General features: G+C 65.5%; 20 protein-coding genes and 1 pseudogene. 12 read left to right on the top strand and 9 right to left on the bottom strand.

What is annotated here, in order from left to right; all coding sequences use genetic code 11:
- The first annotated feature begins 30 nt into the window (after window positions 1-30).
- The 3 genes from ACVW16_RS12555 to ACVW16_RS12545 all read left to right on the top strand — a co-directional run bounded on the left by ACVW16_RS12555 (window position 31) and on the right by ACVW16_RS12545 (window position 7,012).
- Entirely contained in the window at window positions 31-1,752 is a 1,722-nt protein-coding gene (locus ACVW16_RS12555) for an AMP-binding protein (protein WP_456737343.1), read from the top strand.
- A gap of 11 nt (window positions 1,753-1,763) precedes the next feature.
- On the top strand, window positions 1,764-5,069 hold the full coding sequence (locus ACVW16_RS12550) for a carboxyl transferase domain-containing protein (RefSeq protein WP_456737344.1): 3,306 nt from the start codon (window positions 1,764-1,766) through the stop codon (window positions 5,067-5,069).
- A gap of 95 nt (window positions 5,070-5,164) precedes the next feature.
- Window positions 5,165-7,012, top strand: coding sequence for a sigma-54-dependent Fis family transcriptional regulator (locus ACVW16_RS12545; RefSeq protein WP_456738819.1), 1,848 nt, complete (start codon window positions 5,165-5,167; stop codon window positions 7,010-7,012).
- 7 nt (window positions 7,013-7,019) lie between these two features.
- Here ACVW16_RS12545 and ACVW16_RS12540 read toward each other — a convergent pair whose 3' ends face one another.
- Together ACVW16_RS12540 and ACVW16_RS12535 are read right to left on the bottom strand one after the other, a co-directional pair.
- Window positions 7,020-7,574 (bottom strand): flavin reductase family protein, encoded by a 555-nt coding sequence (locus ACVW16_RS12540; RefSeq protein ID WP_456737346.1) that lies wholly within the window; start codon window positions 7,572-7,574, stop codon window positions 7,020-7,022.
- A gap of 57 nt (window positions 7,575-7,631) precedes the next feature.
- Window positions 7,632-8,729, bottom strand: coding sequence for an LLM class flavin-dependent oxidoreductase (locus ACVW16_RS12535; protein WP_456738286.1), 1,098 nt, complete (start codon window positions 8,727-8,729; stop codon window positions 7,632-7,634).
- Window positions 8,730-8,945: 216 nt separating this feature from the next.
- On the opposite strand from ACVW16_RS12535, the pseudogene ACVW16_RS12530 reads away from it, so the two are divergent.
- Together ACVW16_RS12530 and ACVW16_RS12525 are read left to right on the top strand one after the other, a co-directional pair.
- Window positions 8,946-9,861: pseudogene (locus ACVW16_RS12530) on the top strand (2-dehydro-3-deoxygalactonokinase).
- 13 nt (window positions 9,862-9,874) lie between these two features.
- Entirely contained in the window at window positions 9,875-10,507 is a 633-nt protein-coding gene (locus ACVW16_RS12525; RefSeq protein ID WP_456737348.1) for a 2-dehydro-3-deoxy-6-phosphogalactonate aldolase, read from the top strand.
- A 90-nt stretch (window positions 10,508-10,597) separates the two neighbouring features.
- Here ACVW16_RS12525 and ACVW16_RS12520 read toward each other — a convergent pair whose 3' ends face one another.
- Together ACVW16_RS12520 and ACVW16_RS12515 are read right to left on the bottom strand one after the other, a co-directional pair.
- Window positions 10,598-10,963, bottom strand: coding sequence for a hypothetical protein (locus ACVW16_RS12520; protein ID WP_456699514.1), 366 nt, complete (start codon window positions 10,961-10,963; stop codon window positions 10,598-10,600).
- A 109-nt stretch (window positions 10,964-11,072) separates the two neighbouring features.
- Window positions 11,073-11,981, bottom strand: a complete 909-nt coding sequence (locus ACVW16_RS12515; protein ID WP_456699513.1) for a PaaI family thioesterase — start codon at window positions 11,979-11,981, stop codon at window positions 11,073-11,075.
- Window positions 11,982-12,110: 129 nt separating this feature from the next.
- Here ACVW16_RS12515 and ACVW16_RS12510 point away from each other — a divergent pair, with 129 nt between their 5' ends.
- Window positions 12,111-12,425 (top strand): hypothetical protein, encoded by a 315-nt coding sequence (locus ACVW16_RS12510; RefSeq protein ID WP_456699512.1) that lies wholly within the window; start codon window positions 12,111-12,113, stop codon window positions 12,423-12,425.
- A 38-nt stretch (window positions 12,426-12,463) separates the two neighbouring features.
- Here ACVW16_RS12510 and ACVW16_RS12505 read toward each other — a convergent pair whose 3' ends face one another.
- Together ACVW16_RS12505 and atzD are read right to left on the bottom strand one after the other, a co-directional pair.
- Window positions 12,464-13,933 carry an amidase gene (locus ACVW16_RS12505; protein ID WP_456737349.1) on the bottom strand — a complete coding sequence of 490 codons (1,470 nt, stop codon included), beginning with the start codon at window positions 13,931-13,933 and terminating at the stop codon, window positions 12,464-12,466.
- A gap of 110 nt (window positions 13,934-14,043) precedes the next feature.
- On the bottom strand, window positions 14,044-15,147 hold the full coding sequence (gene atzD, locus ACVW16_RS12500) for a cyanuric acid amidohydrolase (protein ID WP_456737350.1): 1,104 nt from the start codon (window positions 15,145-15,147) through the stop codon (window positions 14,044-14,046).
- A 1,029-nt stretch (window positions 15,148-16,176) separates the two neighbouring features.
- Here atzD and ACVW16_RS12495 point away from each other — a divergent pair.
- On the top strand, window positions 16,177-18,516 hold the full coding sequence (locus tag ACVW16_RS12495; RefSeq protein ID WP_456737351.1) for a Tex family protein: 2,340 nt from the start codon (window positions 16,177-16,179) through the stop codon (window positions 18,514-18,516).
- A gap of 39 nt (window positions 18,517-18,555) precedes the next feature.
- On the opposite strand, the gene ACVW16_RS12490 is transcribed toward ACVW16_RS12495, so the two are convergent.
- Complete coding sequence (locus ACVW16_RS12490; RefSeq protein WP_456737352.1) at window positions 18,556-18,807, bottom strand: hypothetical protein; 252 nt, start codon at window positions 18,805-18,807, stop codon at window positions 18,556-18,558.
- Between ACVW16_RS12490 and ACVW16_RS12485 the strand changes: the two genes are divergently transcribed.
- The 3 genes from ACVW16_RS12485 (at window position 18,800) to ACVW16_RS12475 (ending at window position 21,177) form a co-directional block, all read left to right on the top strand.
- Window positions 18,800-19,330, top strand: a complete 531-nt coding sequence (locus tag ACVW16_RS12485) for a hypothetical protein (RefSeq protein ID WP_456737353.1) — start codon at window positions 18,800-18,802, stop codon at window positions 19,328-19,330. The two genes, ACVW16_RS12490 and ACVW16_RS12485, sit on opposite strands and share 8 nt — an antisense overlap.
- Window positions 19,331-19,427: 97 nt before the next feature.
- Window positions 19,428-20,120, top strand: a complete 693-nt coding sequence (locus ACVW16_RS12480; protein WP_456699506.1) for a response regulator transcription factor — start codon at window positions 19,428-19,430, stop codon at window positions 20,118-20,120.
- Window positions 20,107-21,177 carry a sensor histidine kinase gene (locus ACVW16_RS12475; protein ID WP_456737354.1) on the top strand — a complete coding sequence of 357 codons (1,071 nt, stop codon included), beginning with the start codon at window positions 20,107-20,109 and terminating at the stop codon, window positions 21,175-21,177. The genes ACVW16_RS12480 and ACVW16_RS12475 overlap by 14 nt, the downstream gene beginning before the upstream one ends.
- Here the strand turns inward: ACVW16_RS12475 and ACVW16_RS12470 are convergent.
- Together ACVW16_RS12470 and ACVW16_RS12465 are read right to left on the bottom strand one after the other, a co-directional pair.
- Window positions 21,172-21,543 (bottom strand): response regulator transcription factor, encoded by a 372-nt coding sequence (locus ACVW16_RS12470; RefSeq protein ID WP_456699504.1) that lies wholly within the window; start codon window positions 21,541-21,543, stop codon window positions 21,172-21,174. The genes ACVW16_RS12475 and ACVW16_RS12470 overlap by 6 nt on opposite strands.
- A complete protein-coding gene (locus ACVW16_RS12465; protein WP_456737355.1) occupies window positions 21,540-22,406 on the bottom strand; it encodes a S1C family serine protease in 867 nt (288 codons plus the stop codon). Before ACVW16_RS12465 ends, ACVW16_RS12470 begins: the two co-directional genes overlap by 4 nt.
- 346 nt (window positions 22,407-22,752) lie before the next feature.
- On the opposite strand from ACVW16_RS12465, the gene ACVW16_RS12460 reads away from it, so the two are divergent.
- Both ACVW16_RS12460 and ACVW16_RS12455 read left to right on the top strand, forming a co-directional pair.
- Window positions 22,753-23,628, top strand: coding sequence for a dihydrodipicolinate synthase family protein (locus ACVW16_RS12460; protein WP_456737356.1), 876 nt, complete (start codon window positions 22,753-22,755; stop codon window positions 23,626-23,628).
- Window positions 23,629-23,743: 115 nt separating this feature from the next.
- On the top strand, window positions 23,744-26,068 hold the full coding sequence (locus tag ACVW16_RS12455; protein WP_456737357.1) for a xanthine dehydrogenase family protein molybdopterin-binding subunit: 2,325 nt from the start codon (window positions 23,744-23,746) through the stop codon (window positions 26,066-26,068).
- The last annotated feature ends 8 nt before the right edge of the window (window positions 26,069-26,076 follow it).

Below are 26,076 nucleotides of genomic sequence, written 5' to 3'. Positions count from 1 at the left end.
CCGAAAAGAAAAGCACGCGGGAAAGACGTCATGAGCGCAGGTCTCGACGAACAGGACTACCTCGCCACCTTGCACGGCTTGTGGGAGAAGGCCTGGCCGAAGGGCCTGCCGCGTTTGCCGAACTATCTGCACGGCGAAGTTCCCTTGACGGAATATCTCCGCGCGTGGGCGAAGCAGAGCCCTGCACGGCCCGCGGTGATCTTTTACGGGCACGTCACGACTTATGCGGATCTCGATGAGCAGAGCGATCGCTTTGCGGCGCTATTGCAGGCCAAGGGCGTGCGCCAGGGCGATCGCGTCGCCGTCTTCCTGCCGAACTGCCCGCAATTCCACATCGTGTTCTTCGGCATTTTGAAGCTCGGCGCGGTCCATGTTCCCGTCAGCCCGTTGTCTCGCGCATTCGAGCTGTCCTACGAGCTCAACGACACCCAGGCCGAGGTGATCGTGGCGCTTGACCAGCTCATCCCAATCGTCGAGCAGGTCAAGGGCGAGGTGCGCCTGCGCGAGATCATCGTCACAAGCTTTGCCGATGTCATCCCCTCGACGCCCACATTTCCGACGCCGGACTCGATCCGGGCGCCCCGTATCGCGATCTCAGGCGCGACCGATCTGCTGCCTGCGCTCGCAGCACAGCCCGCGCCTGTGCGGCTGCCGCCGCCCGGCCTCGATGAGGTCGCTGCACTCAACTACACCGGCGGCACCACCGGCATGCCGAAGGGATGCGTCCATACCCATCGCGACATGGTCTATACGGCCGCCGCGAATTATGGCGTCTCGATGCAATCAGATGAGAGCAACGTCTCCCTGTCGTTCTTTCCGGAGTTCTGGATCGCCGGCGAAAACGCCGGCCTGATCTTCCCGCTGTTCGCCGGGGGGACGCTGGTGTTGCTGGCCCGCTGGGACGCCGTCGGCGCGATGGCCGCGATCGACAAGTACAAGGTCACCATCACGGCGATGCCGGTCGATTGCGCTGTGGAGCTGATGGACCATCCTCGCTGGAGCGAGTTCGATCTGTCGTCGCTGAAGCAGGTTCGCGTCGTCTCCTTCGTCAAGAAGCTCAATGCGGACTATCGCAAGCGCTGGAAGGATCTCACCGGCACGATCCTGATGGAAGCGGCCTGGGGAATGACGGAAACCCACACCTCCAACACGTTCACCGCGGGTTTCCAGGACGACGATTTCGATCTCAACAACCAGCCGATCTTCGTCGGCCTGCCGGTCCCCGGCGCCGAGTTCAAGATCACCGATTTCGAGACCGGCGCATTGCTGCCGCTCGGCGCGGAGGGCGAGATCCGGGTGCGCACGCCGTCGCTGCTCAAGAGCTACTGGAACAAGCCGGAGGCAACTGCGGAGTCGCTGATCGATGGCTGGCTGCGCACAGGCGACATCGGCAGCATCGACAAGGACGGTTTCCTGCACTTCCTCGGCCGTCGCAAGGAGATGCTGAAGGTCAAGGGCATGAGCGTATTTCCGCCTGAAATCGAGGCGCTGCTCGGCCAGCATCCGAAGGTGCTCGGCTCCGGTGTGGTCGGGCGTGACGACCCTGATAAAGGGCAGGTGCCTGTGGCCTATATCCAGCTCAAGCCGGAGGCGGTCGGCACGATTACCGCCGAGGACCTGCGCGCCTGGTGTGCCGAGCGCATGGCCGTCTACAAGATTCCGGAGGTGCGCCTCATCGAGGCGCTGCCGTTGACCGCCACCGGCAAGGTGAAGAAGCAGGAGCTCAACCCAAACCAGCCTGCCGCAGTCTGAGCGAGAGAGCGATGTCGTTCAAGAAGCTCCTGATCGCCAATCGCGGCGAGATCGCCATCCGCATCGCCCGCGCCGCGGCCGACGCCGGCATTGCCACGGTTGCGATCCATCCGGCCGATGACGCGCTGTCGTTGCATGTGCGCGTTGCCGACGAGGCGGTCGAAATTCCCGGTCGCGGCGCGCGGGCCTATCTCGATATCGAAGCTGTCGTGCAGGCGGCGAAGAGCGCGGGCTGCGATGCCCTGCATCCCGGCTACGGTTTTCTCAGCGAGAACGCGGCGTTCGCAACAGCCTGTGCGGATGCGGGCGTCGTCTTCGTCGGACCGAAGCCGGCCGCGCTGGAACTGTTCGGCGACAAGGTCGCCGCACGGCAACTGGCAAAGCGTTGCGGTGTGCCGATCATTGCCGGCACCAGCGGGCCGTCGTCGCTCGACGAGATCACGGCGTTCTTCACCTCGCTCGGCAACAGTGCGGGGGTGGTGGTCAAGGCGATGGCCGGCGGCGGCGGACGTGGCATGCGCGTGGTCGAGAACGCCGCGGATCTCGCGGAAGCCTATGCGCGCTGCCAATCCGAGGCCAAGGCGGCGTTCGGTTTTGATGGCGTCTATGCCGAGCGGCTGATCCGGCAGGCGCGCCACATCGAGGTGCAGATCATCGGGGATCATCACGGCGCGATCTCTCATCTGTGGGAGCGCGAATGCACCGTCCAGCGCCGGCATCAGAAGCTGGTCGAGGTGGCGCCGAGCCCGTCGCTGAGCGACGCCTTGCGCGGCCGTATCATCGAGGCCGCCAAGCAGCTCGCGGCGGCTGCCTCGTATGACAATCTCGGCACGTTCGAGTTCCTGGTCGACGGCACCGCCGAGGACAGCTTTGCTTTCATCGAGGCCAATCCGCGGCTCCAGGTCGAACATACCGTGACGGAAGAGGTGCTCGGCATCGACCTCGTCCGCGCCCAGCTCGCAATTGCCGCGGGCGCGTCGCTGGCCTCGCTCGGTCTCGCGCAGGGTGCGATCCCGAAGCCTCGCGGCTGTGCCATGCAGCTCCGCGTCAACATGGAGACGCTGGACGCGACGGGTGCGACGCATCCGAGCGGGGGCGTGCTCGCCGTATTCGAGCCACCGTCGGGCCCCGGTGTCCGCGTCGACAGTTTTGGCTATGCCGGCTACAAGACCAGCGCGGCGTTTGACTCGCTGCTGGCCAAGGTCATCGTGCATACGCCGGGCGAAGCCTGGCACAACGTGGTCGCCAAAGCTTCGCGAGCCCTGCGCGAATTCCGGATCGATGGCGTCGTCACCAACATCGCCTTCCTTCAGGCCGTGCTGGCGCACCCAGACTTCCGGACCAATCGCATCGCGACCGACTTCATCGATCGCAACATCGCCAGGCTGGTCGAGGCGGCGGATGGCGCGGCCAAGCCGCTGTACTTTGCCGCGGCTGAGCGAGGCGGCGCTCACGGCACGGAGGCCCAAATCGCGCAAGCCGTGCCTGAAGGCGCGGTGATGGTCGCAGCGCCCCTGCAGGGCACCATCGTCACCATTCAGGTCAGGGAAGGCGAGGTCGTGCGCCCGGGCCAGCAACTTGCGGTGATCGAGTCCATGAAGATGGAGCATCTGGTCATGGCCGAGCAGGGCGGCCGCGTCATGAAGCTCGCAGCAGGCGACGGCGTCACGCTGCTACATGGCGAACCGATCCTCTATCTGGAGCCGCTCGATGTCGCTGCCGATGCGTCGTCTGTCGAGACCGATATCGATCTCGACCATATCCGCCCCGATCTTGCCGAGTTGATCGCGCGGCAGGCCAACACGCTCGATGCAAACCGTCCGGCCTCTGTCCAGCGCCGGCGCAACACCAACCAGCGTACGGCGCGCGAAAACGTCGCGCAGCTCGTCGATGACGGCTCGTTCATGGAATATGGCAGCCTCGCCATTGCCGCGCAGCGGCGCCGGCGCAAGCTCGACGATCTCATCAAGAATACACCGGCCGACGGCCTCGTCATGGGTGTCGCCACCGTCAACGCCGAAAAATTCGGCGGAGACGCCGCGCGCTGCATCGTGGTGGCCTATGACTACACCGTGCTCGCGGGTACGCAGGGCCATATGAACCACAAGAAGATCGACCGCATGCTCAGGCTGGCGGAAGACTGGCGTTTGCCGCTGGTGTTCTATGCCGAAGGCGGCGGCGGCCGGCCCGGCGACACTGACCGGCTCGGCATGACCGGGCTTGATGGGCCATCCTTCGTGCAGTTCGCAAAGCTCTCCGGCCTCGTGCCTGTCATTGGCGTCGTCTCCGGCTATTGCTTTGCCGGCAATGCCGCGATGCTCGGCTGCTGCGACGTCATCATCGCCACCAAGAATGCTTCGATCGGCATGGGCGGCCCGGCGATGATCGAAGGCGGCGGCCTCGGCGTCTATCATCCGGCAGAAGTCGGCCCCGTCTCGTTCCAGTCGCCGAACGGCGTCATCGATATCCTGGTCGAGGACGAGGAGGAGGCGACATCAGTCGCGCAGAAATACCTGTCCTATTTCCAGGGCGCCGTGAAGGACTGGGAAGCCGCCGATCAGCGCCTGCTCCGGCGCGCCATCCCGGAGAACCGCCTGCGTGTCTACGACATCCGCAACGTGATCGATCTCGTCGCCGACAAGGACAGCGTGCTGGAGCTGCGCCGCGACTACGGTCTCGGCATGATCACCGCGCTGATCCGCATCGAGGGAAAGCCGTTCGGCCTGATCGCCAACAATCCCCGCCATCTCGGCGGCGCGATCGATGCCGACGCCGGCGACAAGGCCGCGCGTTTCCTCCAGCTCTGCGACGCCTACGATCTGCCTGTTGTCTCGCTCTGCGACACGCCCGGTTTCATGGTCGGCCCCGAAGCCGAGAAGACCGCGATCGTGCGCCACGTCTCGCGCATGTTCGTGACGGGCGCCAGCCTTACCGTGCCGCTGTTCGGCATCGTGCTGCGCAAGGGCTACGGGCTCGGGGCGCAGTCGATGATCGGCGGCGGCTTCCACGCCTCGTTCTTCACCGCGGCCTGGCCGACCGGCGAGTTCGGCGGCATGGGCCTCGAAGGCTATGTCCGCCTCGGCTTCCGCAAGGAGATGGAAGCGATCGCCGACGCCGAGGAGCGCGAGGCCTATTATCGCAACAAGGTCGCCGAGCTCTATGCCAACGGCAAGGCGGTCTCGATCGCGTCGGTGTTCGAGATCGACAACGTCATCGACCCCGCGGAGACGCGGCGCTGGATCATGGCGGGCCTGCGATCGGTGCCTAAGCCGGCGCCAAGGACGGACAAGAAGCGGCCGTGCATCGACACGTGGTGAGGGCGGTGCAGCAATAGCTGCGTTCCGGTTCCCGATTGACATCCCCGCCTTTGGTGCCAGACTTTGCACCAGAATACAGGGTGGAGACGTCCGCGATGGCCAGCCTTTCGGCCTCGAACCATGTCGCCCGTGTCTTGTCCGTCGCCAATCATGTGGCCGACGTCGATGCGGAGTCGCGGATCGCGAACTCCTGGCGGCGCTGCCTGATCAGCCACAAGCTCGACCCCGCCCGTCAGGGTCCGCCGCAGACGCTGACTGAGGCCGAGATCCGTCACGTCGCCGAGCCGCTGGAAGAGACCATCCGGTTGCTGACGCCCGAACTCGACGATCTCGCCCGCGTGCTCCGCGACGCCGGCTATTGCGTCAATCTCGCTGACGCGAACGCGACCATGCTGTTCAGCCGCTTGCCCGGCGAGGCCGATACCGAGATCTTCTTGCGCTGGAAGGTCTATACCGGCTCGAATTTTTCGGAAGCTTTTGAAGGCACCAACGGGCTCGGCACGTGCCTTGCGGAACAAAAGCCCATCCTGGTCCATCGCGATGAGCATTTTCGCGAGCAGTGGGGCATCTTCTCCTGCGCGGTGACGCCCCTGTTCGACCAGGCCGGACGTCTCGCCGGCGCGGTCAACATCACGTCCTGCCGCGATGACCTCAGCCGTGCCGCGCATCAGCTCGCGCTTGCGGTGACGACGGAAGCGACGCGGCGGATGGAGCGTGCGATCTTCCGCGATCATTTCCGCAACGCCTGGATCGCGACCGTGCCTGATATCGGCGGCAACGCCCTGCTCGCCTTTGACGAGGACCGCCGCATCGTCGGCGCCTGCCGCTCGGCGCGCGCCTTGCTCGGCCTGACCGACGGATTGATCGCCTCCGGCATCGATCTGTCGCGCTACATCAAGCTCGATCATTCGCGCAACGCAGACGACATCGTCGAGCTGCGCCGCGCCGATGGCCGGCCGCTCGGTCGGAGCCACATTGCCCCGCCGCTGCGCGCGAGATCGTCCACGCTTCGCCGTGATGCTCCGATCGATCGCTTCGACGCGCTGCACCGGCTCGCCGGCCGAGATCCAGGCCTGCTCAAGAGCGTGAAGCGCTTGAGGAGCATCGGCGATCACAATCTGCCGGTGCTGCTGCGTGGCGAGACCGGCGTCGGCAAGGACGCGTTCGCGCGCGCCATCCATGCCGCCAGCAACCGCGCGCGCAACAATTACGTCGCGCTGAACTGCGCGGCGATGCCGGAGAGCCTGATCGATGCCGAGCTGTTCGGCTACGAGGCCGGCGCCTTCACCGGCGCGCGGCGCGACGGGTCGAAAGGCCTGATCGTGCAGGCCGACGGCGGCACGCTGTTCCTCGACGAGATCGGCGACATGCCGATCGCGCTGCAGACGCGGCTGTTGCGCGTGCTGGAGAACCGCGAGGTCTGGCCGCTCGGCGCGCTCAAGCCGGTGCCGGTGGATATCCGGTTGATCAGCGCCACCCATCGCGACCTCGGTCGCATGGCGGAGGAAGGCGCCTTCCGCACCGACCTCTATTTCCGCCTGCGCGGCATGGAGGTGCGGTTGCCTGCGTTACGCGAGCGCGCGGATCGGGATGACATCGTCCGCCAGATCGCGCGCGAGGAAGCGCCGGATTGCCGTATCTCGGGCGAGGCCTGGTCGTTGCTCGCAGCCTATTCTTATCCGGGCAACATGCGGCAGCTCCGCCACGTGCTGCGGCTCGCCGGCTGCACGGCCGAGGATGGCGTGATCATGGAGGCCGATCTCGATCTGCCGCCGTTCGGCGGGAGAGCGACGGAGGCTCTCGAAGCCGCCGAGCGCGCGACGATCGTCGAAGCGCTGCGCAAGCACGGCGGCCGCGTCACCGAAGCTGCGCGGACGCTGAAGCTGAGCCGCGCCACGCTGTATCGCAAGATCAAGCAGCTGAAGATCGAGAGCGCGCAGTAGCTCGCCCTTACGAAAAATCCATCCAGCTCAGATGCCGCGAATCGAGGTCGCCGACTGAAACGGTCTCGCGGATTTCGTGTGGGGTGTGGAAGCTGCTGCGCAAATACACCAGTGGCGCTGCCGCGGCGGAATGCGATACGCCGCGCACCTCGCCGACGAAGATCGAGTGCGTCCTGGTCTCGAATTCCTGCGCCAGCACGCAGTCGAATGCTGCGACCGCGTCGGTCAGCACCGGAGCGCCCGTGACCCCGCGCGTCCATTGCCCGAAGGCAAAACGGTCGTCGCCGTTGACGCCCTTCTGGCCGCTGAAGGTCAGTGCCAGCAGCGCGTGATCCTCGTGCAGGAAGTTGATCGCGAAGGCCGCTTCCTCGCGGATGCGGGTGTGCGCGCTGGCTTTGCGGTTGACGCAGACGATCAGCGAGGGCGGATTGTCCGACAGCGAACAGGCCGACGTCACCGTCAGCCCGGTGCGCTTGCCGTGCTCGGCGCCGACGGTGACCAGCGCGACCGCGCCGGCGCATTGGCGCATCGCCTGCTTGAAATCCTTTGCGTCGACGCTCACGCGGACATCTCCGGAACAGTAGCGGGTGCGGCAGGTTCGCGCCGCACCCGCGAAGCGTCAAGCTGCCTTCTTTGCGGAGCCGAGATGCTTCAGGCGCGGCATCACCTCGTTCATCAGCAGCGAAAGCGAGTGGTGCCAGGCCTCCGGCTTGTGCTTGTAGTCGAAGCCGAACACGCAGAGCACGCCGAAGCCGCCGACCTCGTCATAGATCTTCTCGATCTTCTCGGCGACGGTCGCAGGCGAGCCGACGATCCAGTTCCGCTTGGCGCAATATTCGACGGTGACGTCGCTATCGGGCACATCGGGGGCGTGCTTCAGATAGTCCTTGAAGCCGAAATGGCCGAGCAGCGGCAGGAAGTACTCGCTCATCATCCGGCCCATCATGTCGCCGGTCGAGAGCTTCCACGCCTCTTCGTCGGTGTCGGCGACGAACACCTCGCGCACCAGGCGCCAGTCGGCGCGGTTCGGCTTGCGTCCGGTCTTGGCGGCGCCGATCTCCACCGAGTCCCAATGGCTGCCGACATAGGCCGGGTTGAGGTTGAGGCTCATCGGGATGAAGCCGCGTTCGCCGGCGAGCTTCAGCGTGTCCGAGTTCTTCGACAGTCCGGCCACGCCGATCGGCGGATGTGGCGCCTGCAGCGGCTTGATGTGCGGCTTGAGGAAGTCGAACATCGTGTCGGGCTTGGTCACCGTCCAGAACTTGCCCTTGTGCGTGAACGGTGCCGGCTCGCTCCACAGCTTCAGGATGATCTCCAGTGCCTCGCGCGTCATGTCGCGGTTCTGCCCGCTCATGCCGTCGACGTTGAACATCGCCCAGTCGCTCGGCAAGCCTGAGGCCGCGACCCCGAAATTGAGCCGGCCTTCGGAGAGGTGATCCAGCATCGCGACGCGGTTGGCGAGCTCGGCCGGATGGTGATAGGGCAGCAGGAAGCCGCCGGGGCCGATGCGCAGGCGCTTGGTCTGCATCAGGGCCTGTGCGATCAGCAGGTCCGGCGTGGGATTGGGTTCCCAGGGCGCGGTGTGATGCTCGCCGATCCAGGCTTCCTGATAGCCGAGTTCGTCGAGCCAGCGCAGGACCTGCAAGTCCCAATCGTGTCCTTCCTTCAGGCCGCACTCCGGCGGATGCGAAGGCATCGTGAAATAGCCGATCTCCATGGGTTTCCTCATCTGATGTTGACGCGTCTTGCTGCGCGTTCCCTTGAACAGAAACAGCTTCAGCAAGCGGTGTGCCAGCGCGCTTTGCGTCTCAGAGCCGTGAGAAAAGGCTGGTTTAGAGCGGTAATAGCCGATATTCCGGGGCAGATTTGCCGAGCGTCCGTCTCATTGTCGCGAGACGGCGTCCCGGCGGTGAGACGAGGGATACGATTCGAAATGACCGAACCCGCATTCGCCGCGGTGGACTGGGGCACCAGCAGCTTTCGCCTCTGGGTGGTCGATCGCACCGGCCAGGTGTTGGCCGAGCGCCGCAGCGATGAGGGCATGCTGGCGGCGGCCAAGGCCGGCTTCCCCGGCGTGCTGCAATCGCACCTGGCGGCCGTCAGCGCGCCGGATCGTCTGCCGGTTTTGATCTGCGGCATGGCGGGGGCCAAGACCGGCTGGGTTGAGGCCGGCTACGTCGACACGCCGGCGCCGTTGTCCGCGGTCCTCGAGCAGGCCGCCCGCGTGCCGGGCGAGGTGCGCGACATCCGCATCCTGCCGGGTATCGCACAGCGCGACGCAGCAGCGCCCGACGTGATGCGCGGCGAGGAGACACAATTGCTCGGCGCGCTCGGTCTCGAGGCTGCGGGCGACGCCCTGGTCTGCATGCCCGGCACCCATTCGAAATGGGTGCGGGTGAAGGACGGCACGGTCACGCATTTCTCGACCTTCATGACCGGCGAGCTCTTCAGCGTCGTCTCGCGCGAGACGATCCTCTCGCTTGCCATCGCCGGCGCTGATGATGCCGAGGATGTTGCGAGCTTCAAGGCCGCCGTGAAAGCCGCGTTCGATGCGCCGGCGTTCACCGCCAATCTCCTGTTTACCGCAAGGTCGCGCCAGTTGCTGTTCGGCGGCACGCCGGCCGCGGCCCGCGAGACGCTGTCGGGCACCTTGATCGGCGCCGAGCTTGCGGCAGGCCCTGTCCGGCACGGTGCCGAAAGCCGGCATCACCTTGATTGCGTCGGGTCGGCTGGCGGCGCTGTACCGGCTCGCCTTCGAGGCGCTGACGCTCGACGTGAAGCCGATCGACGCGGATGAAGCGGTTCGCCGAGGCCTCTCGATGGCATCGGCGGCGATCTGGACGAAGTGAGAGGACATTTGTGATGAGCGTTCCCTTTCCACCGATGAAGCGGCCCCTGGTGGCGATCCTGCGCGGCGTCAAGCCGGAGGAGACCGAGGCCATCGTCGGCGTGCTGATCGAGGCCGGCATGACCGCGATCGAGATTCCCCTGAACTCGCCCGATCCGTTCCGCTCGATCGGCATGGCCGCGAAGCTCGCCCCTGCCAACGTGTTGATCGGCGCCGGCACGGTGCTATCAGCGGCGGATGTCGATCGCCTCAACGACGCCGGCGGCAGGCTCATGGTCTCGCCGAACGTCGACACCGAGGTGCTGGCGCGCGCGCATCAGCACGGCATGGTGACGCTGCCCGGCGTGTTCTCGCCGACTGAGGCGCTGCTCGCGGCGCGCTCCGGCGCCTCAGGGTTGAAGTTCTTTCCGGCGAGTGTGTTGGGGGCGTCCGGCATTGCCGCGATCCGCGCGGTGCTGCCCGCAGGCGTCATGATCGCGGCCGTCGGCGGGGTCTCCGACCAGAATTTTGCCGAATACATCAAGGGCGGCGTGACGGCCTTCGGGCTCGGTTCCAGCCTCTACAAATCAGGCATGTCGGCCGCCGACGTCGCTGCGCGCGCGAAAGCGACGATCGAGGCCTATGACCGGGCGATTGCGAAAGACTGAAACCCCAACAAACAAGCGTGATGACGTCACGCTCATGCGTTGTCCGAGCACAATCCGACCTCTCCCCGTCGCAGAGAGGTGAACAGGGCGCTAGCCGCGCTTCGTCGACGGCGCGGGCAATTGCTCATGGCGGCGCTGGAAGCGCTGCCAGTGCAGCACGATGCCGATCAGTGCGGCGGGCGCGAAACCGAGCGCGATCAGGAACTGCGGTAGCTCCTTCGGCGACATGAAGGCGATCGCGATGTCGGAGATAAGCCACAGCGCAGCGAACATCACCGCGAAATCGGTGCGCGGACAGCGCAGATAGTAGAACACGGCGGTGATGACCACGGCGGGTCCGATCGCGATGGCGATCATGACCGCCGTCAGCTCCTTCGGCGTCACCGCGTCCAGCACCATCGAGGCCAGCAGCCAGATGGCGGCAAACATGGCGATGATGTCGATCGGGTGTCGCAACCGAATACCTTTCGCGAGCTTGCGCTATCGTTGAGTCCCAAGCCTTCGACGTTCAGCGTTCGACATCAAGCCTTCGACGTCAGGGTCCGTTCCGTCAAGTAAAATACGCCTATACCTCGTCGTTTCCGGGCGCCGGACGCAGCATGAAATGGCCGAAGGCGGAGGCGATCGGCTTCCCCGGCTCGTCCTGCCAGGCGCGTGCCTCAAAGGCGACGATACGCCGTCCCTGTTTCACGATCGAGACATTGGCGATGGTATCCAGCGCCCGGCCGGATCGTAGGTAGTTGACGGTCAGCCCAATCGGCTTCGGCAGTGTCGCGATTCCGAGTTCGCGCCGGACGCCGATGATCGCTGTGGTCTCGAGAAAGGCGCCGGTCATGCCACCATGGATGGCGGGCAGGATCGGGTTGCCGATGATCTTTGGCGAGAACGGCATCGTCAGCGTGCCGTCATCATTGACGCGAATGCCGAGGGCGCGCGCGAACGGGCTGTTGGCGAACGGACCGTTGGGATCGTCAGGCGCCTCCAGAGTCGGAATGCTGCGCTCCGCCATCGGGCGGTCCGCGAGCATGTTGGTGCGGTTGGCGCCGATCATGAAGCAGGCGGTGGCGGTCGCCACAGGATCGTCCTCGGACTCCTGGTAGGCCGTGGAGCGGACGAACGCGATCGAGCGCGTGGTGCGATAGCAGACCGAATGCGCCTTGATGGCGAGGCCGGGCGTCGCCGGCTTCTGGTAGTCGATGCGCAGGTCGAGCGTCGCGATCGCGCTGGTGCCGTCGAGCGCGAGCTGCACCGCCATGCCGCAGCTCTCATCCAGCATCGCGGTGACGACGCCGCCATGCAGCACGCCAGTCTCGGTATCGCCGACGAAGACGGGGCGATAGGGCAGGCTCGACCAGGCCTCGCCCGGCGCGAACCGGTCGAGCTGGAGCCCGCTGATATGGCCGTAATCGGAACGGCGGCCCTTGATGGCCTCGGCGAGTTCCTCGAACGGAAGCGTGGGCGATAAGGTAGACATGGTGACGTTCTAGACCAGTGTCGCGCGCCGCGCAAAACCCCGCATGCAGCCTCTGCAAGCCCGGTTTTGCCTCGACAGATCAGGTGGAAGCAACGATGGTGGGCGTTCCATTGCCGCGAGGAGTATCCCATGGCTGACCCCGAAACGCCCGCCAACCAGGGACCCGTGATCATTTCCAATTCAAGCTCCGAACGGGCGCCGATCATCTATTTCGACGGCGCATCCTGCTTCGGACACCATAATGGTGCGATCCAGATCGAGCTTGCCGCAAACCTCCTGATGCCTGTTGGTGCCGCCGTCAGGGTGGACGTGGTCCAGACTGCGCATCTGCGCTGCAGCCCGGCCGCGGCGCTCGCCTTGCGCGAAGCAATCGACAAGGCGCTCGCGATGCTCAAGCTCGGACAGCAGGAGCGGGCGGAGACGATCCCGGCGGTGAAGAACTGAGGCTTATCGAATCGGGTCTCGACAAAGTCGTCCAAATCTCAGCCGACATGCACCTTCGGCTTCTTCCCGTCATTCCACTTGCCGTCGAGCGCGCGCTCGATCTGGGCGGCGAGCTGCAGCAGCAGGCCATCATTGGCCTGCTTCGCGATGGCCTGGATGCCGAGCGGCAGGCCGTGGTCCTGGGCTGCCATCGGCATCGAGATTGCGGGCATGCCGCAGAGATTGGCGAGCGGCGTGAAGGCAAAGAAGCGCCAGAGATTGCCGAACCAGTCGAGCACGTCAGGATTGTCGGACGTGGTGAGATATTCTTTGGTGCCGACCTTCGGCGTCGGCAGCGCCGTGATCGGCGTCAGGATCACGTCCCACTGCTCGAAGAAGCTGCCAAAGCCGCGCGAGGTCGTGTTGAACACGGCCTGCATTCTGGCCCGGTCGGCAAAGCTGGTGTGAAGTCCGGCTTCCCAGATCCGGATGTTCATCGGCTCGATCAGATCTTCCGGCGGCCGCTCTAGTCCGCGCGCGGCGAGCATGTTGGAGATCACGACCGAAAAATTCGAGATGTAGCAGGTGGTCTGGGCCGCGAAGGCGGCGCGGAAATCGAGGTTCGGCAGCGCGTAGTCGACGTGATGGCCGAGGCCTTCGAGGAAGCGGCCGGTCTTCTCCAATTCGGCCGCGATCTCCGGTGTCGCGGTGTAGTCGCCCCAGGTGTGGGACAGCGCGATGCGCAGCTTTGAAGGATCGCGCTTGATCATCTCGCAATAAGGCTGTGCCGTGGTCCAGAACGGCATGAACTCGCCGGGTGCGGGCCCGCGCGCATGATCGACGAAAGCCGCGGTGTCGCGCACCGAGCGCGACTGGCATCCTTGGATCGAGACGAGGCCGGTGAGATCGGACATATGCGGCGCCAGCGAGAACACGCCGCGCGAGACTTTCAATCCGATATTGCCGTTGACGCCGGCGGGGATGCGGATCGAGCCGCCGCCGTCCGTCGCGTGCGCGATCGGCACCACGCCAGCCGCGACCATCGCGGCGCTGCCGGCCGACGAGCCGCAGGTGGTGTAGTCGGTATTCCAGGGATTGCGGGTGACATAGACGGCGGGATTGTCGGCCGAAGAGCACACGCCGAATTCCGGCGTCGTCGTGCGCCCGATCAGATTGAGACCTGCCTGGCGGAATTTGCCTGTGAGGAACGTGTCGGCCGCGGCGCGATTGCCGCGCATCAACAGCGAGCCCATCTCCTGGAGCCGGCCTTTCATGGTCGGACCGAGGTCCTTCATCAGGAAGGGAAGGCCGGCGAACGGACCTGAGAGATTGGCGCCGTCCTTGGCGGGATCGGCGATCACGTCGTCGAACAGCTCGACCACGCCCGACAGCGTCGGATCGACCTTGGCGACGGCTGCCGCGGCCTGACGCGCCAATTCCTTCGCCGTCAGCTCGCCCTTGCGGACGCGCGCTGCAAGTCCGACGCCGTCATGCTGCGTCCATTCGTTCCAGCTCATCGGCAAAGTCATGACGTCAGATCCCCTTGAGGTGTCGCGTCACCTTTTTCGCAAGGGCCGGCGTGAATCAACTGAGCCGGCGCGAAGGGCAGGGTTGCGCCGGGCGGAGAGGTCGGGGCGCTTTAGAGGAGGCGCGCGATGGCCGCAACCGGGCCGCCGCCGGCGGGCCCTTGATGTTCGGCGCCGCCCGAGACGTAGACCGCGCTGGTGCCGGCAAGGCCCGCGATCAGGCCGCCTACCGCTGCGCGGGCATGGCGTGTCGAGCTGATGTCGGTGTCCTCGAGCATGGTATGGCGAAAGCCGCGCACGCTTCCATTTGGCGAGGCCTCGGCCTTGGCGAACACGTTGACGAGCTCGCGGCCTGGCTTTGCCTGCGGGCCAAGGCCTACGCTGTTCAGCGCCGACAAGACCGCCGAGGCGTCGATCGCATCGCTCATCACGGCATGCCCGATTTCGAATTCGCTCGCCGACGAATCTGAATTGCCGAGCACGATGACGACGTTGTGCATCAGCTCGATCCCCGATGAGGTCGAGGCCACCTTCGAGAACAGATCATGTCGCCGCAGCACATCGTCGTCGCCGATGTCGATCATGACCTCGCCAAGCGCAACCGCAACGCCGAGCGCAGAGGCGCCGCGTGAATGGGCCATCGAGCTGTAGGCGCTGATCGTCGTCGTCTTGTGGCCGCGCGAGCTTGCTGCTTCGACACGCTCGCTGGTGAGCAGCGGACACTTGATCTGGACGAAATGGACGTCGGCAGCATCGGTGATGTCCGCATCTCCCATCGCGGCCTTCACCGCCTTGGCGGTCTCGGTGATCTGCGCGGAGCGGCCGAGCTCTTCGGGCAGGAAATCGCGGGTCTGCGCCATGCCGATGCTCAGGCGCTTGCCGGAGATGTTTGCGGGCCGCTGTTGAACGTCCTGACGCGTGAACACCGTGATGTGCGGGCTGAGCACGCCTTCGGTGCCGCCGGACATCACGAAGGCAACGCGCTGCTCGACTTCTTCAGGCCTCACGTCGAGCTTCGGCGCCAGCGCCGTGCACAGCGCGGCGACGGCATATTCCCGCGTAAAATCGTTGACGCCGCCATTGCCTTCGGTCTTGCCGAGGATCGCCAGGATGCAAGTCGGATCGATCGCGCGGGAGTCGATCAGGCTCATGAGGCCGGAAACATCGCCGGGACCTTTGGTGGGGATCTTGAAGACGCCAACCGACGTGGTGCGCATGGAGTATCCTCGTGGGAAGTTAGCTGGTCCGGCGGAGGCTAACCAGTCGGGGAAGCGGGGCGGATGTCAAGTGCAAGGTCCGTGGTCCGGATGGAGCGAAGCGCAATCCGGGACGGTGCCTCCGCATTCCGCTCCGTTCCATGCGGGCTGCAGAAGCCACCATCGCTGGCGCAGCCCACCGCGCAAAACACGAGCACTGGGTCAACCAGCCCGCACCAAAATATTCCGCTTTACCGAAATTCGGATTTGTCGTATGTGTCGCCGATCCTGATCCGGCGAAAAGGGGCGGTCGTACGTCGTCACGAGCCGCGGATCGGGCTGCGGTGGACGTGGGCGGCGCCGTCGCGGATGTGAGTGGCAGGGCGGGGCAGTGGATTGAGCCGAGCCTCGTGAGCACCTCGCAAGCCGCGTCGGACGAACGGCGCCTGTCCGGCCAAGCCCTTGGGCGAAGCGGGATCTGCCTGCGTACGGCAAAACCGTGTGGTCCTGGCCGTCGTCGCTACGGTCAAGTCTTGCGGATGCGGCTTCGGCGCCAACCGGCGCGGTGCCGGTAACTTCCGTAAGGCGAGGGAGGCCAGAAGGAATTCGGCTCCCGGGAGAGCACGGCATAAGCCGTCCGACCACCGCGCAGGGAAGGCCGTGTGTTCGGCCACACCTGTATGCTGCTGTGCGGTCTCCTTGCGCTACGCTTTCGCGCAGCAGACCGTGGGTGCGAGGTCGGCACCCGGCCTTCCCTGCGCCCTTTCTATCGAGGGCGTGACGAGACGAGCAAAACTCGGGCGAAACGCGCCGCGGGAGCGAGAGCGCATGTCTGGCGTTGGAGCATGTCTGGCGTTGGAGATGATCGAAGCAAGCAAATGCCCCGCGACGCCCTCACGATTGTGGCGAGATCGCATCGGTTCGACAAAAAATCCTCTGTCGACGGCCACCCGCCGCACCTTGATGAATCGACCTTGGTTGGTCCATAAGCGGCGTCCCGCGGCCGGATTTCGGTCTGCGTCGCGTGCTTGGACATAGAGGAATTCTCGCGTGGCAAATATCAACCAGAAAATTGCGCAGGAGCTTGGGGTTCGGGCGGAGCAGGTCGAGGCTGCGGTGACGTTGCTCGACGGCGGCGCTACGGTTCCTTTCATCGCCCGCTACCGCAAGGAAGCGACCGGTGCGCTCGACGACACGCAATTGCGCACCCTTGAGGAGCGCCTGGTCTACCTGCGCGAGCTCGAAGACCGCCGCAAGGCGATCCTCGAATCAGTCCGCGAGCAGGGCAAGCTCGATGCTGCGCTCGAAGCCTCCATTCTCGCCGCCGACAGCAAGGCGCGCCTCGAAGACATCTATCTGCCATTCAAGCCGAAGCGCCGCACCAAGGCCGAGATCGCCAAGGAAGCCGGCCTCGAAGCACTTGCCCTCAAGCTCATCGCGGAGCCCGGCAACGATCCCAAAGTCGTCGCCGAGGGTTTCATCAACGCGGAGAAGGGCGTTGCCGACGCCGCGGCTGCGCTTGACGGCGCCCGCGCCATCCTGGTCGAACGCTTCGACGAAGACGCCGATTTGATCGGCGTGTTGCGCGAGGAGATGTGGACCAATGCGCGCATGGTCTCGAAAGTGCGCGATGGCAAGAAGACCGAGGGCGAAAAATTCGCCGACTATTTTGACTTCTCCGAGCCGCTGACCAAGCTGCCGTCGCACCGCATCCTCGCGATGTTCCGCGGCGAGAAGGAGGAAATCCTCGATCTCCAGATCCAGGCCGAGGCCGAGACGCCGCCCGCCGGCGTGCCCGGTGCCTATGAGCTGAAGATCATGAAGCGGTTCGGCATCGCCGATCTCAAGCGCGCCGGCGACCGCTGGCTGATCGACACCGTGCGCTGGGCCTGGCGCACCAAGATCCAGGTGCATCTCAACATCGATTTGCGCATGCGGCTGTGGAACTCGGCCGAGACCGAGGCCGTGCGCGTGTTCGCTTCGAACCTGCGCGATCTCCTGCTGGCCGCCCCCGCCGGCACCCGCGTCACCATGGGGCTCGATCCCGGCTACCGCACCGGCGTCAAGGTCGCGGTCACTGACGCGACCGGCAAGGTCGTCGATACCGCGGTGATCTATCCGCACGAACCGCAGCGGCAGTGGAATGAGTCACTCGCGATCCTCGGCAAGCTCGCCATCAAGCACCGCGTCGAGTTGATCGCGATCGGCAACGGCACCGCCTCGCGCGAAACCGACAAGCTCGCAGGCGATCTCGTCAAGGGTCTCGCCGAGTTGAAGATGTCCAAGATCGTGGTGTCGGAAGCCGGCGCGTCGGTCTATTCGGCCTCCGCTTTCGCCTCCGAGGAGTTGCCCGACCTCGACGTCACCCTGCGCGGCGCGGTCTCGATCGCCCGCCGTCTTCAGGATCCGCTCGCCGAGCTCGTCAAGATCGAGCCCAAGGCAATCGGCGTCGGCCAGTATCAGCACGACCTCGGTCAGGCCAAGCTCGCCAAATCGCTCGACGCGGTGGTGGAAGACTGTGTGAACGCGGTCGGTGTCGACGTCAACACCGCCTCCGCGCCACTGCTCGCACGCGTATCGGGCGTCGGTTCCGGCCTGGCGCAGAGCATCGTGGCGCATCGGAATGCCAACGGCCCGTTCAAGTCGCGCAGGGCGCTGAAGGAGGTGCCGCGGCTCGGTCCGAAGGCGTTCGAGCAGTGCGCGGGCTTCCTGCGCATCGTCGGCGGCGACGACCCGCTCGATGCCTCCGGCGTGCATCCGGAAGCCTATCCGGTGGTGCGCCGGATTCTCGAGGCCACCAAGAGCGACATCAAGGCGCTGATCGGCAGAAGTGAGATCGTCCGCACGCTGAAGCCGAAGGACTTTGTCGACGAGACCTTTGGCCTGCCGACCGTCACCGACATTCTGCGCGAGCTGGAAAAGCCCGGCCGCGACCCGCGTCCGGCGTTCAAGGCCGCGGTGTTCAAGGAAGGCGTCGAGGAGATCAAGCATCTCCAGAAGGGCATGATCCTCGAGGGCACCGTCACCAACGTCGCCGCCTTCGGCGCCTTCGTCGACATCGGTGTGCACCAGGACGGCCTCGTGCACATCTCCGCGATGTCGAAGACCTTCATCAAGGATCCGCGCGAGGTGGTGAAGCCCGGCGATATCGTCAAGGTGAAGGTGCTCGACTTCGAGGTTGCCCGCAAGCGCATCTCGCTGACCTTGCGCCTCGACGACGAGGTTGGCGCCAAGAAGGACGCGCCCGGCATGCAGCGCGACAACAACTCTCGCAACGCCGCCCGCATGACCTCATCGGCCCCGCGCAAGCAGGAGTCGTCCGGTGGCGGCGGCGCGCTGGCCGAAGCGATGCGCCGGGCCGCGGAGAAGAACAACGGCAAGCGGGCGTGAGGGGTGAGTAGCCGATTTAGGGCGAGCTCTAACCACTCGTCATTGCGAGCGCAGCGAACCAATCCAGTATTCCTCCGCGGAAACAGTCCGGGATTGCTGCGTCGTACCAGTGCAAAATTGCTTCGCAATTTTGTCACGCATCACGGAGGAGAGCGCGGGGCTCCCTCTCCCTAACTTTCGCGTCAGAATCTGGCGCGCTTGTAAGTTGAAGATGCCTGTCCCTTCCTCTCTGATCCCTCCCGGTGCGGCAGCAATATCGCCGCACAGCACGGAGGATGCTTCGATGGACAACAGGCTTCTCAAGGGCCTCACTGCGGTGACGATCGCCGCTGGGGTGGCGCTCGCATCGCCGGTTCTCGCCCGAGGTGGTGGCGGCGGAGGCGGCGGTCACGGCGGCGGCTTTGGTGGCGGCTTTGGTGGCGGCTTTGGTGGCGGCGGGCATTTCAGCGCCGGAGGAATGCATGCCGGCGGCATGGGTGGTGCCATGCACTTTGGCGGCATGGGCGGGGCTCATTTCGGCGGCGCGCGCTTCGCCGGTTCGCCGATGGCCGCGCACGCAGCCTTCGGGCCGCGCTTTGCCGGCGCACCGTTCGCGACCCGCGCGGCCTTCGGCCCGCGATTTGCCGGCACGGGCTGGCACGGCAGGCCTTTCATCGGACGCCATGCCTTCTTCTTCCGCCATCACCGCTTCCACCGGTTCGCCTTCTTCGCACCGTTCTACTACGCCAATTACTACGACGACGGCTGCTGGCGCAGGAGTTGGACGCCCTATGGGTGGCAATGGGTCAATGTGTGCGGGGATGGTTGGTACTAGCATCGCCGGACCGCACCATTGTCGCGATCGCCGCCGGGTGGTTCCGCTCAGCCCCGGAACGGGATAATCTGGTGGCGATCGTCGCGCGGAGTTCGTCATGACCGGAGGCCACCGCCGCATCCTCGTCGTCGAGGACGATCCGGAAACCGCAGGCCAGCTCGTCGAGGAATTGACGGCCTCGGGTTATGACGTCGATCTCGCGGCGACGGGGCGCGAAGCCCTCAGCCATGGCGTGGCGCGCGATTATGCCGTGATCACGATCGACCGCATGCTGCCGGATATCGACGGCATCACCGTGATGCGGCAGATGCGCGATGACGGCGTCGCCTCGCCCGTCCTGATCATCTCCGCGCTCGGCGAGGTCGATGACCGCGTGCGCGGCTTGCGCGCGGGCGGTGACGATTATCTGGTCAAGCCGTTCTCCTTCGTCGAGCTGCTCGCGCGCCTCGAGGCGCTCGGCCGCCGCAGCGAGACCATCGCCAAGGAAACCATCTTGCGCGTCGGCGACCTCGCCGTCGATCTGATCGCGCGCAACGCCAGCCGCCGCGGCCGCAAGATTCCGCTGCTGCCGCGCGAATTCCAGCTGCTCGAATATCTCGTGCGCAACGAGGGACGTGTCGTCTCTCGCGCGATGCTGCTGCAGCACGTCTGGGACCTGCATTTCGATCCCTCCACCAACATTATCGACGTTTATGTCGGGCGCGTCCGCCGCAAGGTCGACGATGCCCAGGCCTATCCATTGATCCACACCATTCGCGGTATCGGATATTGCCTCCGTGCTCCTGGCTAAGACGCTTCGGTCCTCGACCTTCCGCCTGGCGCTGATTGCCATCGCGATCTTCGGCGTGATCGTCGCGGCGATCATGGTTTACGTCTATTTCGGCACGCTGGCTTATGTGCGGAGCCGGGTCGGAGATGAAGGCGATCATTCCGGCTTCGTCGCAATGCTCGAACTCGCGATGATCGCGGTCGCCGTGCTGCTCGTGCTGCTGGCCGGTCTGGCCGCCGTGCTGGTGACGCGGCGCACGGTCGGGCGGATCGAGGAGATCAACGCCACCAGCCGCGCTATCATGTTGTCAGGCCTCGACCGGCGCATTCCCTTGCGCGGCAGTCATGACGAATGGGACCGGGCCGCCGAAAACCTCAATCAGATGCTCGATCGCATCGAGACCCTGATGGGTGAGGTCAAGCAGGTCAGCGACAACGTCGCCCACGATCTCCGTACGCCGCTGACGCGGATGCGCGGCCGCCTGGAAAAGGCCTATCACCACGAGCGCAACAGCGAGGCCGATGCCGCACTGATCGGCGACACCATCGCCGATCTCGACGCCGTGCTCGGCATGTTCGCCTCGATCACGCGGATCTCGGAGATCGAAACCCGGGCGCGCCGCAGCGCGTTTCGTGTGCTCAACCTGGCTGAAATTGCCGGCGAGGTCGTCGAGCTCTACGACGCCGCCGCCGAACAGGTCGCGACGCGCCTGAGCCTCGGTGGTGACAGCGAAGTGGCAGTCACAGGCGATCGCGACCTCTTGTTCGATGCCATCGCCAATCTCGTCGACAACGCGATCAAGCACGGCCGTCCGGGCGGAAAGGTCACGGTGACGTGCCGCAATGCCGGCAACCGTGCGACGATCGCCATCGCCGATGATGGTCCGGGCATTGCCGCCGATCAGCATGACCACGTGTTCAAGCGCTTCTATCGGCTCGAGCAGAGCCGCTATACTCCGGGCAACGGCCTGGGCCTGAGCCTGGTCGCGGCGGTGTCGCGCCTGCATGCCGCCGAGATCGCGCTGCACGACAACGCGCCGGGCCTCACGGTGCAGCTCAGCTTCAGGAGCGTGCTATAGCTCGATCACGCCGCGGCGCGCCGCATGCGCCACCGCATCGGTGCGGCCGGTCGCATCCAGCTTGTCGAGCAGCGAGCCGACGTGGAATTTCACGGTGTGCACGGAGATATTGAGCCGGCGCGCGATCATCTTGTTGGAGGCGCCTTCCGCCATCAGCGCGAGCACGTCGAGCTCGCGCTGCGTCAGCGCAATATCCTCGGGCATGACGCGCGGATCGCGTGCGACGACGCTCGCATTGGCGGTCTCCCCGGACGCGGCAAGGCGAAGCCCCGCGACACTGCCGAGCAGCGTCGCGAGGCGGTCGGCCAACACCGGATCGTCAATGTCGATCGACAGCACGATGTCGGACGTGGTGTCCTCGCTCACGCCTCGGGCCTCTCGCCAATTGTGACCCTGAAGCTCGCTGGCTCGCCGCCACGCCGGACCGCGACATCGACCACCCGGCCGACACTGGCGGGCCCCAGCGTTCGCAGCAACGCGCGCACGCCGGAAAGCTTCTCGTCGTTGACCGCCACGATCACGTCGCCCTGGCGGATGCCGGCCGTGGCGGCAGGACCGGCCTTGTCGACATTCATCACCATCGCGCCGATGCCATCATCGAGCCGCAGCGGCTGGAGCCCGAGTCCGAGATATCCGCGCGCGATGCGGCCGCGTGTCTCGAGCTGCGCCGCAACCCGCTCGATCGTGGCGGTCGGGATCACCAGCACGCGGCGTGGGCCCAGCACCGCCATGCCGAAGGCCTGGCCCGAGGCATCGAGGGCAAGGCCGCCTTCCTGGCTCGGGCGCAGGCGGACATCGAGCTCGATCCGGGCATCGATCTCGCCGCCACGCAGCGAGCGCCAGCCCTTGCCTGAAGCGGACACCAATCCCAGCGAAGCGCTTGGTGCATCGCGGTTGGTGGAAGCCACGACCGAGAGCGAGCCGAGAGCAGGGATCCTCGCCGCCAGCTTGACCGGGGCGATGGCCGTATCGGCGCGCAGCAGCGCGATATCGGTCGTGTGGTCGCGGCCGACAACTGTCGCGGCAACCACGCTGCCGTCGGCAACGGAGATCTGGACGTCGCCCTCGTCGGCCAGCGCCTCGTCGGCGGTGACGATCAGGCCGGGCTTCCAGGCGAAGCCGGTCGAGCGGGAACGATGCGAATGCACGGAGACGACGGACGGCGAAATACGCGCCACGAGGTCCGCGAGCGCTGATGACAGCGAGGTGAGAGGGGTAAGGTCGGTCATGGAAGCTCCTGTAAGTTGCCCACAATCTGGGATGTCGCGGCCGATTGCGAAACTGGCCGGGTGGCCAGTCCTCCCCAGGGACACGGCCGACGAACATGTGATTGGGAGCCCCTCGCGCGAACGTGCAGCAATCGCCAGATCAGGCTTGCCGGCGTCGCAATCGATCTCTTGGAGCATGCGGCTGCAGTTGACGCAACGCAACGAAACCCGGCAACGCTGCAGGACAATTCCAAAGACGACAAATCGGCTCGAAGGCCGATCGCTTGCTGGCAATCATACCCCATGGTAGCACGCGATGGATCGCGCGCCCGCCACACTCTCAGCTCCTCCGGATTTTATTCCCGACATGACCGAATTTCGCGGCGTCTTCCCCTACCTCGTCTCTCCCGTCAGTGCCGACGGCACGGTGCGGACCGACGTGCTCGCAAGGCTCTGCGACGATCTGATCGGCGCCGGCGTGCACGGGCTGACGCCGCTCGGCTCGACCGGCGAGTTTGCCTATCTCAACGCCGCGCAGCGCATGGCTGTGGTGCAGACCACGATTGAGGCGGCGAAGGGCCGCGTGCCCGTTGTCGCGGGCGTTGCGTCGGCCTCGACAGCCGATGCAGTGGCGCAGGCGCAGGCCTACCAGAAGCTCGGCGCCAGCGGCATCCTGGCGATCCTCGAGGCCTATTTCCCGCTCTCTGATGCCCAGGTCGAATCCTATTTCCGCGGCATTGCCGACGCCGTGGACATTCCGGTCGTCATCTACACCAATCCGCAATTCCAGCGCTCGGATCTGACCCTCGATGTCATCGCTCGCCTCGCCGAACATCCGCGCATTGGCTACATCAAGGATGCCTCGACCAACACCGGACGGCTGCTCTCGATCATGAACCGCTGCGGCGAAGCCTTGCGCGTGTTTTCGGCCTCCGCCCATATTCCGGCCGCTGTGATGTTGATCGGTGGCGTCGGCTGGATGGCGGGACCGGCCTGCATCATTCCGCGCCAGAGCGTCAGGCTCTACGATCTCAGCCAGGCCGGTCGCTGGGACGAGGCCATGGCGCTCCAGCGCAGGCTGTGGCGCATCAACGAGGCCTTCGCCCGCTTCAATCTCGCCGCCTGCATCAAGGCCGGCCTTTCGGTCCAGGGCTACGACGTCGGCGATCCCGTCCCGCCGCAGGCGGCGCTCAACGCCGATGCGCGCAAGCTCGTGGAAGCCGCGCTCAAAGAGCTGGCTTAAAGTCCCTCCGGTCATGACCAATCCACGGTCCCGCCGCCCAAATCCGCGACTGGTCTGGTCTGCCTCCATCCGCTAAAAGGCGGCCGCACTTTTGAGGCTTAGAGGACCCAGCGGAATGAATATTCTTCCCGGCAATTTGCGTTTCGGAGCGGGCCAGCCCGTCAAGCGTTTGGAAGACCAGCGGCTGCTCACCGGGAAGGGGCAATTCATCGATGACAAGCCGGAGGACGGCGCGCTGTGGTTGCACGTGCTGCGCTCACCGCACGCGCATGCGAAAATCGTCTCGGTCGACACCAGCACTGCGGCATCGATGCCTGGTGTGACCGCGATCTATACCGGCGTCGATCTTGTCAAGGACGACGTCGGCGCCATCCCGACGCTAAGCATCTTCAAGCGCCCTGACGGCAAGCCGATGACGGTGCCGCCGCGCCGCCTGCTCGCCCATGAGGTCGTCCGTTACACCGGCGAGGCCGTTGCGGCGGTGGTCGCCTCGTCGCGTGCGGAGGCACAGAGCGCGGCCGAGGCGATCGTCGTCGAGTATGACGTGCAGCCCGCCGTGGTCGATCCCGTCGAGGCCGTGAAGCCAGGCGCGCCGGTGGTGTGGCCGGACGCTCCCGACAATATTGTCGGCGCGATGAGCTATGGCGATGCCGCCAGGGTCGACGAGGCCTTCGCCAAGGCCGCGCATACGGTCGAGCTCGATCTCGTCAGCCAGCGTCTGGTGCCCTCGGCGATGGAGCCGCGCTCGACTATCGCCGAGATCGACAAGAAGACCGGCCGTCTCCTCCTGCACGTGCAGTCACAGACCCCGGCGTCGACCCGTGACCTCCTCGCGGAATCGATTCTCAAGCGTCCGAAGGACAGCGTGCGCGTGCTGGTCGGCGATATCGGCGGCGGCTTCGGCCAGAAGACCAGCCTTTATCCGGAAGACGGCATCGTCGCCTATGCCGCGACCAAGCTGAACAAGAAGATCCGCTGGCGCGGCGACCGCACCGACGAATTCGTCGGCGGCACTCATGGTCGCGACCTCACTTCGACAGCGTCCTTCGCCTTGGACGAGAAGGGCAAGGTGCTCGCCTATCGGGTCAGGTCGATCGGCTGCACCGGTGCCTACTCCTCCGGCACGGGCAACATCATTCCGCTGGTGCTCGGTCCGTTCGTGCAGACCGGCGTCTACGATCTGCCGCTGGTGCATTTCGAGATCAAGTCAGTGATGACCCACACCGCGCCGGTCGGTGCCTATCGCGGCGCCGGCCGCCCCGAGGCAGTCTTCATCGTCGAGCGCCTGTTCGACGCTGCCGCGCGCAAGATCGGCATGGATCCGCGCGCGATCCGGAAAGCCAATTACATCAAGCCGGCGCAACTGCCTTACACGAATGCAGCAGGCCAAGTGTACGATTCCGGCGCCTTCGCGCACATGCTCGACCGTGCGGTCAAGCTCGCGGACTGGGACGGCTTCGCCGCGCGCAAGAAGGCAGCGAAGAAAAAGGGCCTGCTCTACGGCCGCGGCCTCGCCTCCTACATCGAATGGACCGGCGGCCGCGCGCATACCGAAAAGGTCACGCTGCAAGCAACCTCGCAGGGCCGCGTCGTGCTGCATTCCGGCACCCAGGCGATGGGGCAGGGGCTGCAGACCACCTACACGCAGATGATCTCCGACACGCTCGGCATCGCCATGGACAAGATCGACGTCGTCCAGGGCGATACCGATCTCGCCACGGGCTTTGGCAGCGTCGGCTCGCGCTCGCTGTTCGTCGGCGGCACGGCGGTCGCGGTCTCCTCCAACGATCTGATCCAGAAGGCGCGCGAAAGGGCGGCGAATGTGCTCGAGACCTCGGTCGAGGACATCGAGTATCAGGGCGGCATGCTGACCGTGGTCGGCACCGACCGCCGCATCAGCCTGTTCGACATTGCCGAGAAGGAGGCCGATGCAAAACTTAGCGTCGATTCCGAGGGCGAGGTTGACGGGCCGAGCTGGCCGAACGGCACGCATATTTGCGAGGTCGAGATCGACCCTGAGACCGGCGTGTCCAAGGTCGTGCGTTATACCACCGTCGACGACGTCGGCGTTGCCGTGAACCCGATGCTGGTCACCGGCCAGATCCATGGTGGGGTCGCGCAGGGCATCGGCCAGGCCCTGTATGAAGGCGTGGCGTATGATGCCGACGGCCAGCTGCTGACCGCGAGCTATCAGGATTACTGTATCCCGCGCGCCGATGATGTGCCGCCGATCGTGGTGACGCTGGATGATTCCGCGCCCTGCCGCACCAATCCGCTCGGCGCCAAGGGCTGCGGCGAATCCGGTGCCATCGGCGGTCCGCCCTGCATCACCAACGGCGTGATGGACGCGCTTGCCGAGTTCGGCATAACCCAGTTGAACACGCCGCTGACGCCGCAGAAGATCTGGCAGGCGATCCGGGATGCGAAGCTGGCGGGCTAGCCCTTTCA

It is taken from the genome of Bradyrhizobium sp. USDA 4474 (assembly GCF_054057515.1).
This window is presented reverse-complemented; position numbering and strand designations above follow the sequence as displayed.

Coding starts and splice junctions, on each gene's coding strand:
- ACVW16_RS12555 (WP_456737343.1), top strand. CDS start 31: ATGAGCGCAGGTCTCGACGAACAGGACTACCTCGCCACCTTGCACGGC.
- ACVW16_RS12550 (WP_456737344.1), top strand. CDS start 1,764: ATGTCGTTCAAGAAGCTCCTGATCGCCAATCGCGGCGAGATCGCCATC.
- ACVW16_RS12545 (WP_456738819.1), top strand. CDS start 5,165: ATGGCCAGCCTTTCGGCCTCGAACCATGTCGCCCGTGTCTTGTCCGTC.
- ACVW16_RS12535 (WP_456738286.1), bottom strand. CDS start 8,729: ATGGAGATCGGCTATTTCACGATGCCTTCGCATCCGCCGGAGTGCGGC.
- ACVW16_RS12525 (WP_456737348.1), top strand. CDS start 9,875: ATGAGCGTTCCCTTTCCACCGATGAAGCGGCCCCTGGTGGCGATCCTG.
- ACVW16_RS12515 (WP_456699513.1), bottom strand. CDS start 11,981: ATGTCTACCTTATCGCCCACGCTTCCGTTCGAGGAACTCGCCGAGGCC.
- ACVW16_RS12510 (WP_456699512.1), top strand. CDS start 12,111: ATGGCTGACCCCGAAACGCCCGCCAACCAGGGACCCGTGATCATTTCC.
- ACVW16_RS12505 (WP_456737349.1), bottom strand. CDS start 13,933: ATGACTTTGCCGATGAGCTGGAACGAATGGACGCAGCATGACGGCGTC.
- atzD (WP_456737350.1), bottom strand. CDS start 15,147: ATGCGCACCACGTCGGTTGGCGTCTTCAAGATCCCCACCAAAGGTCCC.
- ACVW16_RS12485 (WP_456737353.1), top strand. CDS start 18,800: ATGGACAACAGGCTTCTCAAGGGCCTCACTGCGGTGACGATCGCCGCT.
- ACVW16_RS12480 (WP_456699506.1), top strand. CDS start 19,428: ATGACCGGAGGCCACCGCCGCATCCTCGTCGTCGAGGACGATCCGGAA.
- ACVW16_RS12465 (WP_456737355.1), bottom strand. CDS start 22,406: ATGACCGACCTTACCCCTCTCACCTCGCTGTCATCAGCGCTCGCGGAC.
- ACVW16_RS12460 (WP_456737356.1), top strand. CDS start 22,753: ATGACCGAATTTCGCGGCGTCTTCCCCTACCTCGTCTCTCCCGTCAGT.
- ACVW16_RS12455 (WP_456737357.1), top strand. CDS start 23,744: ATGAATATTCTTCCCGGCAATTTGCGTTTCGGAGCGGGCCAGCCCGTC.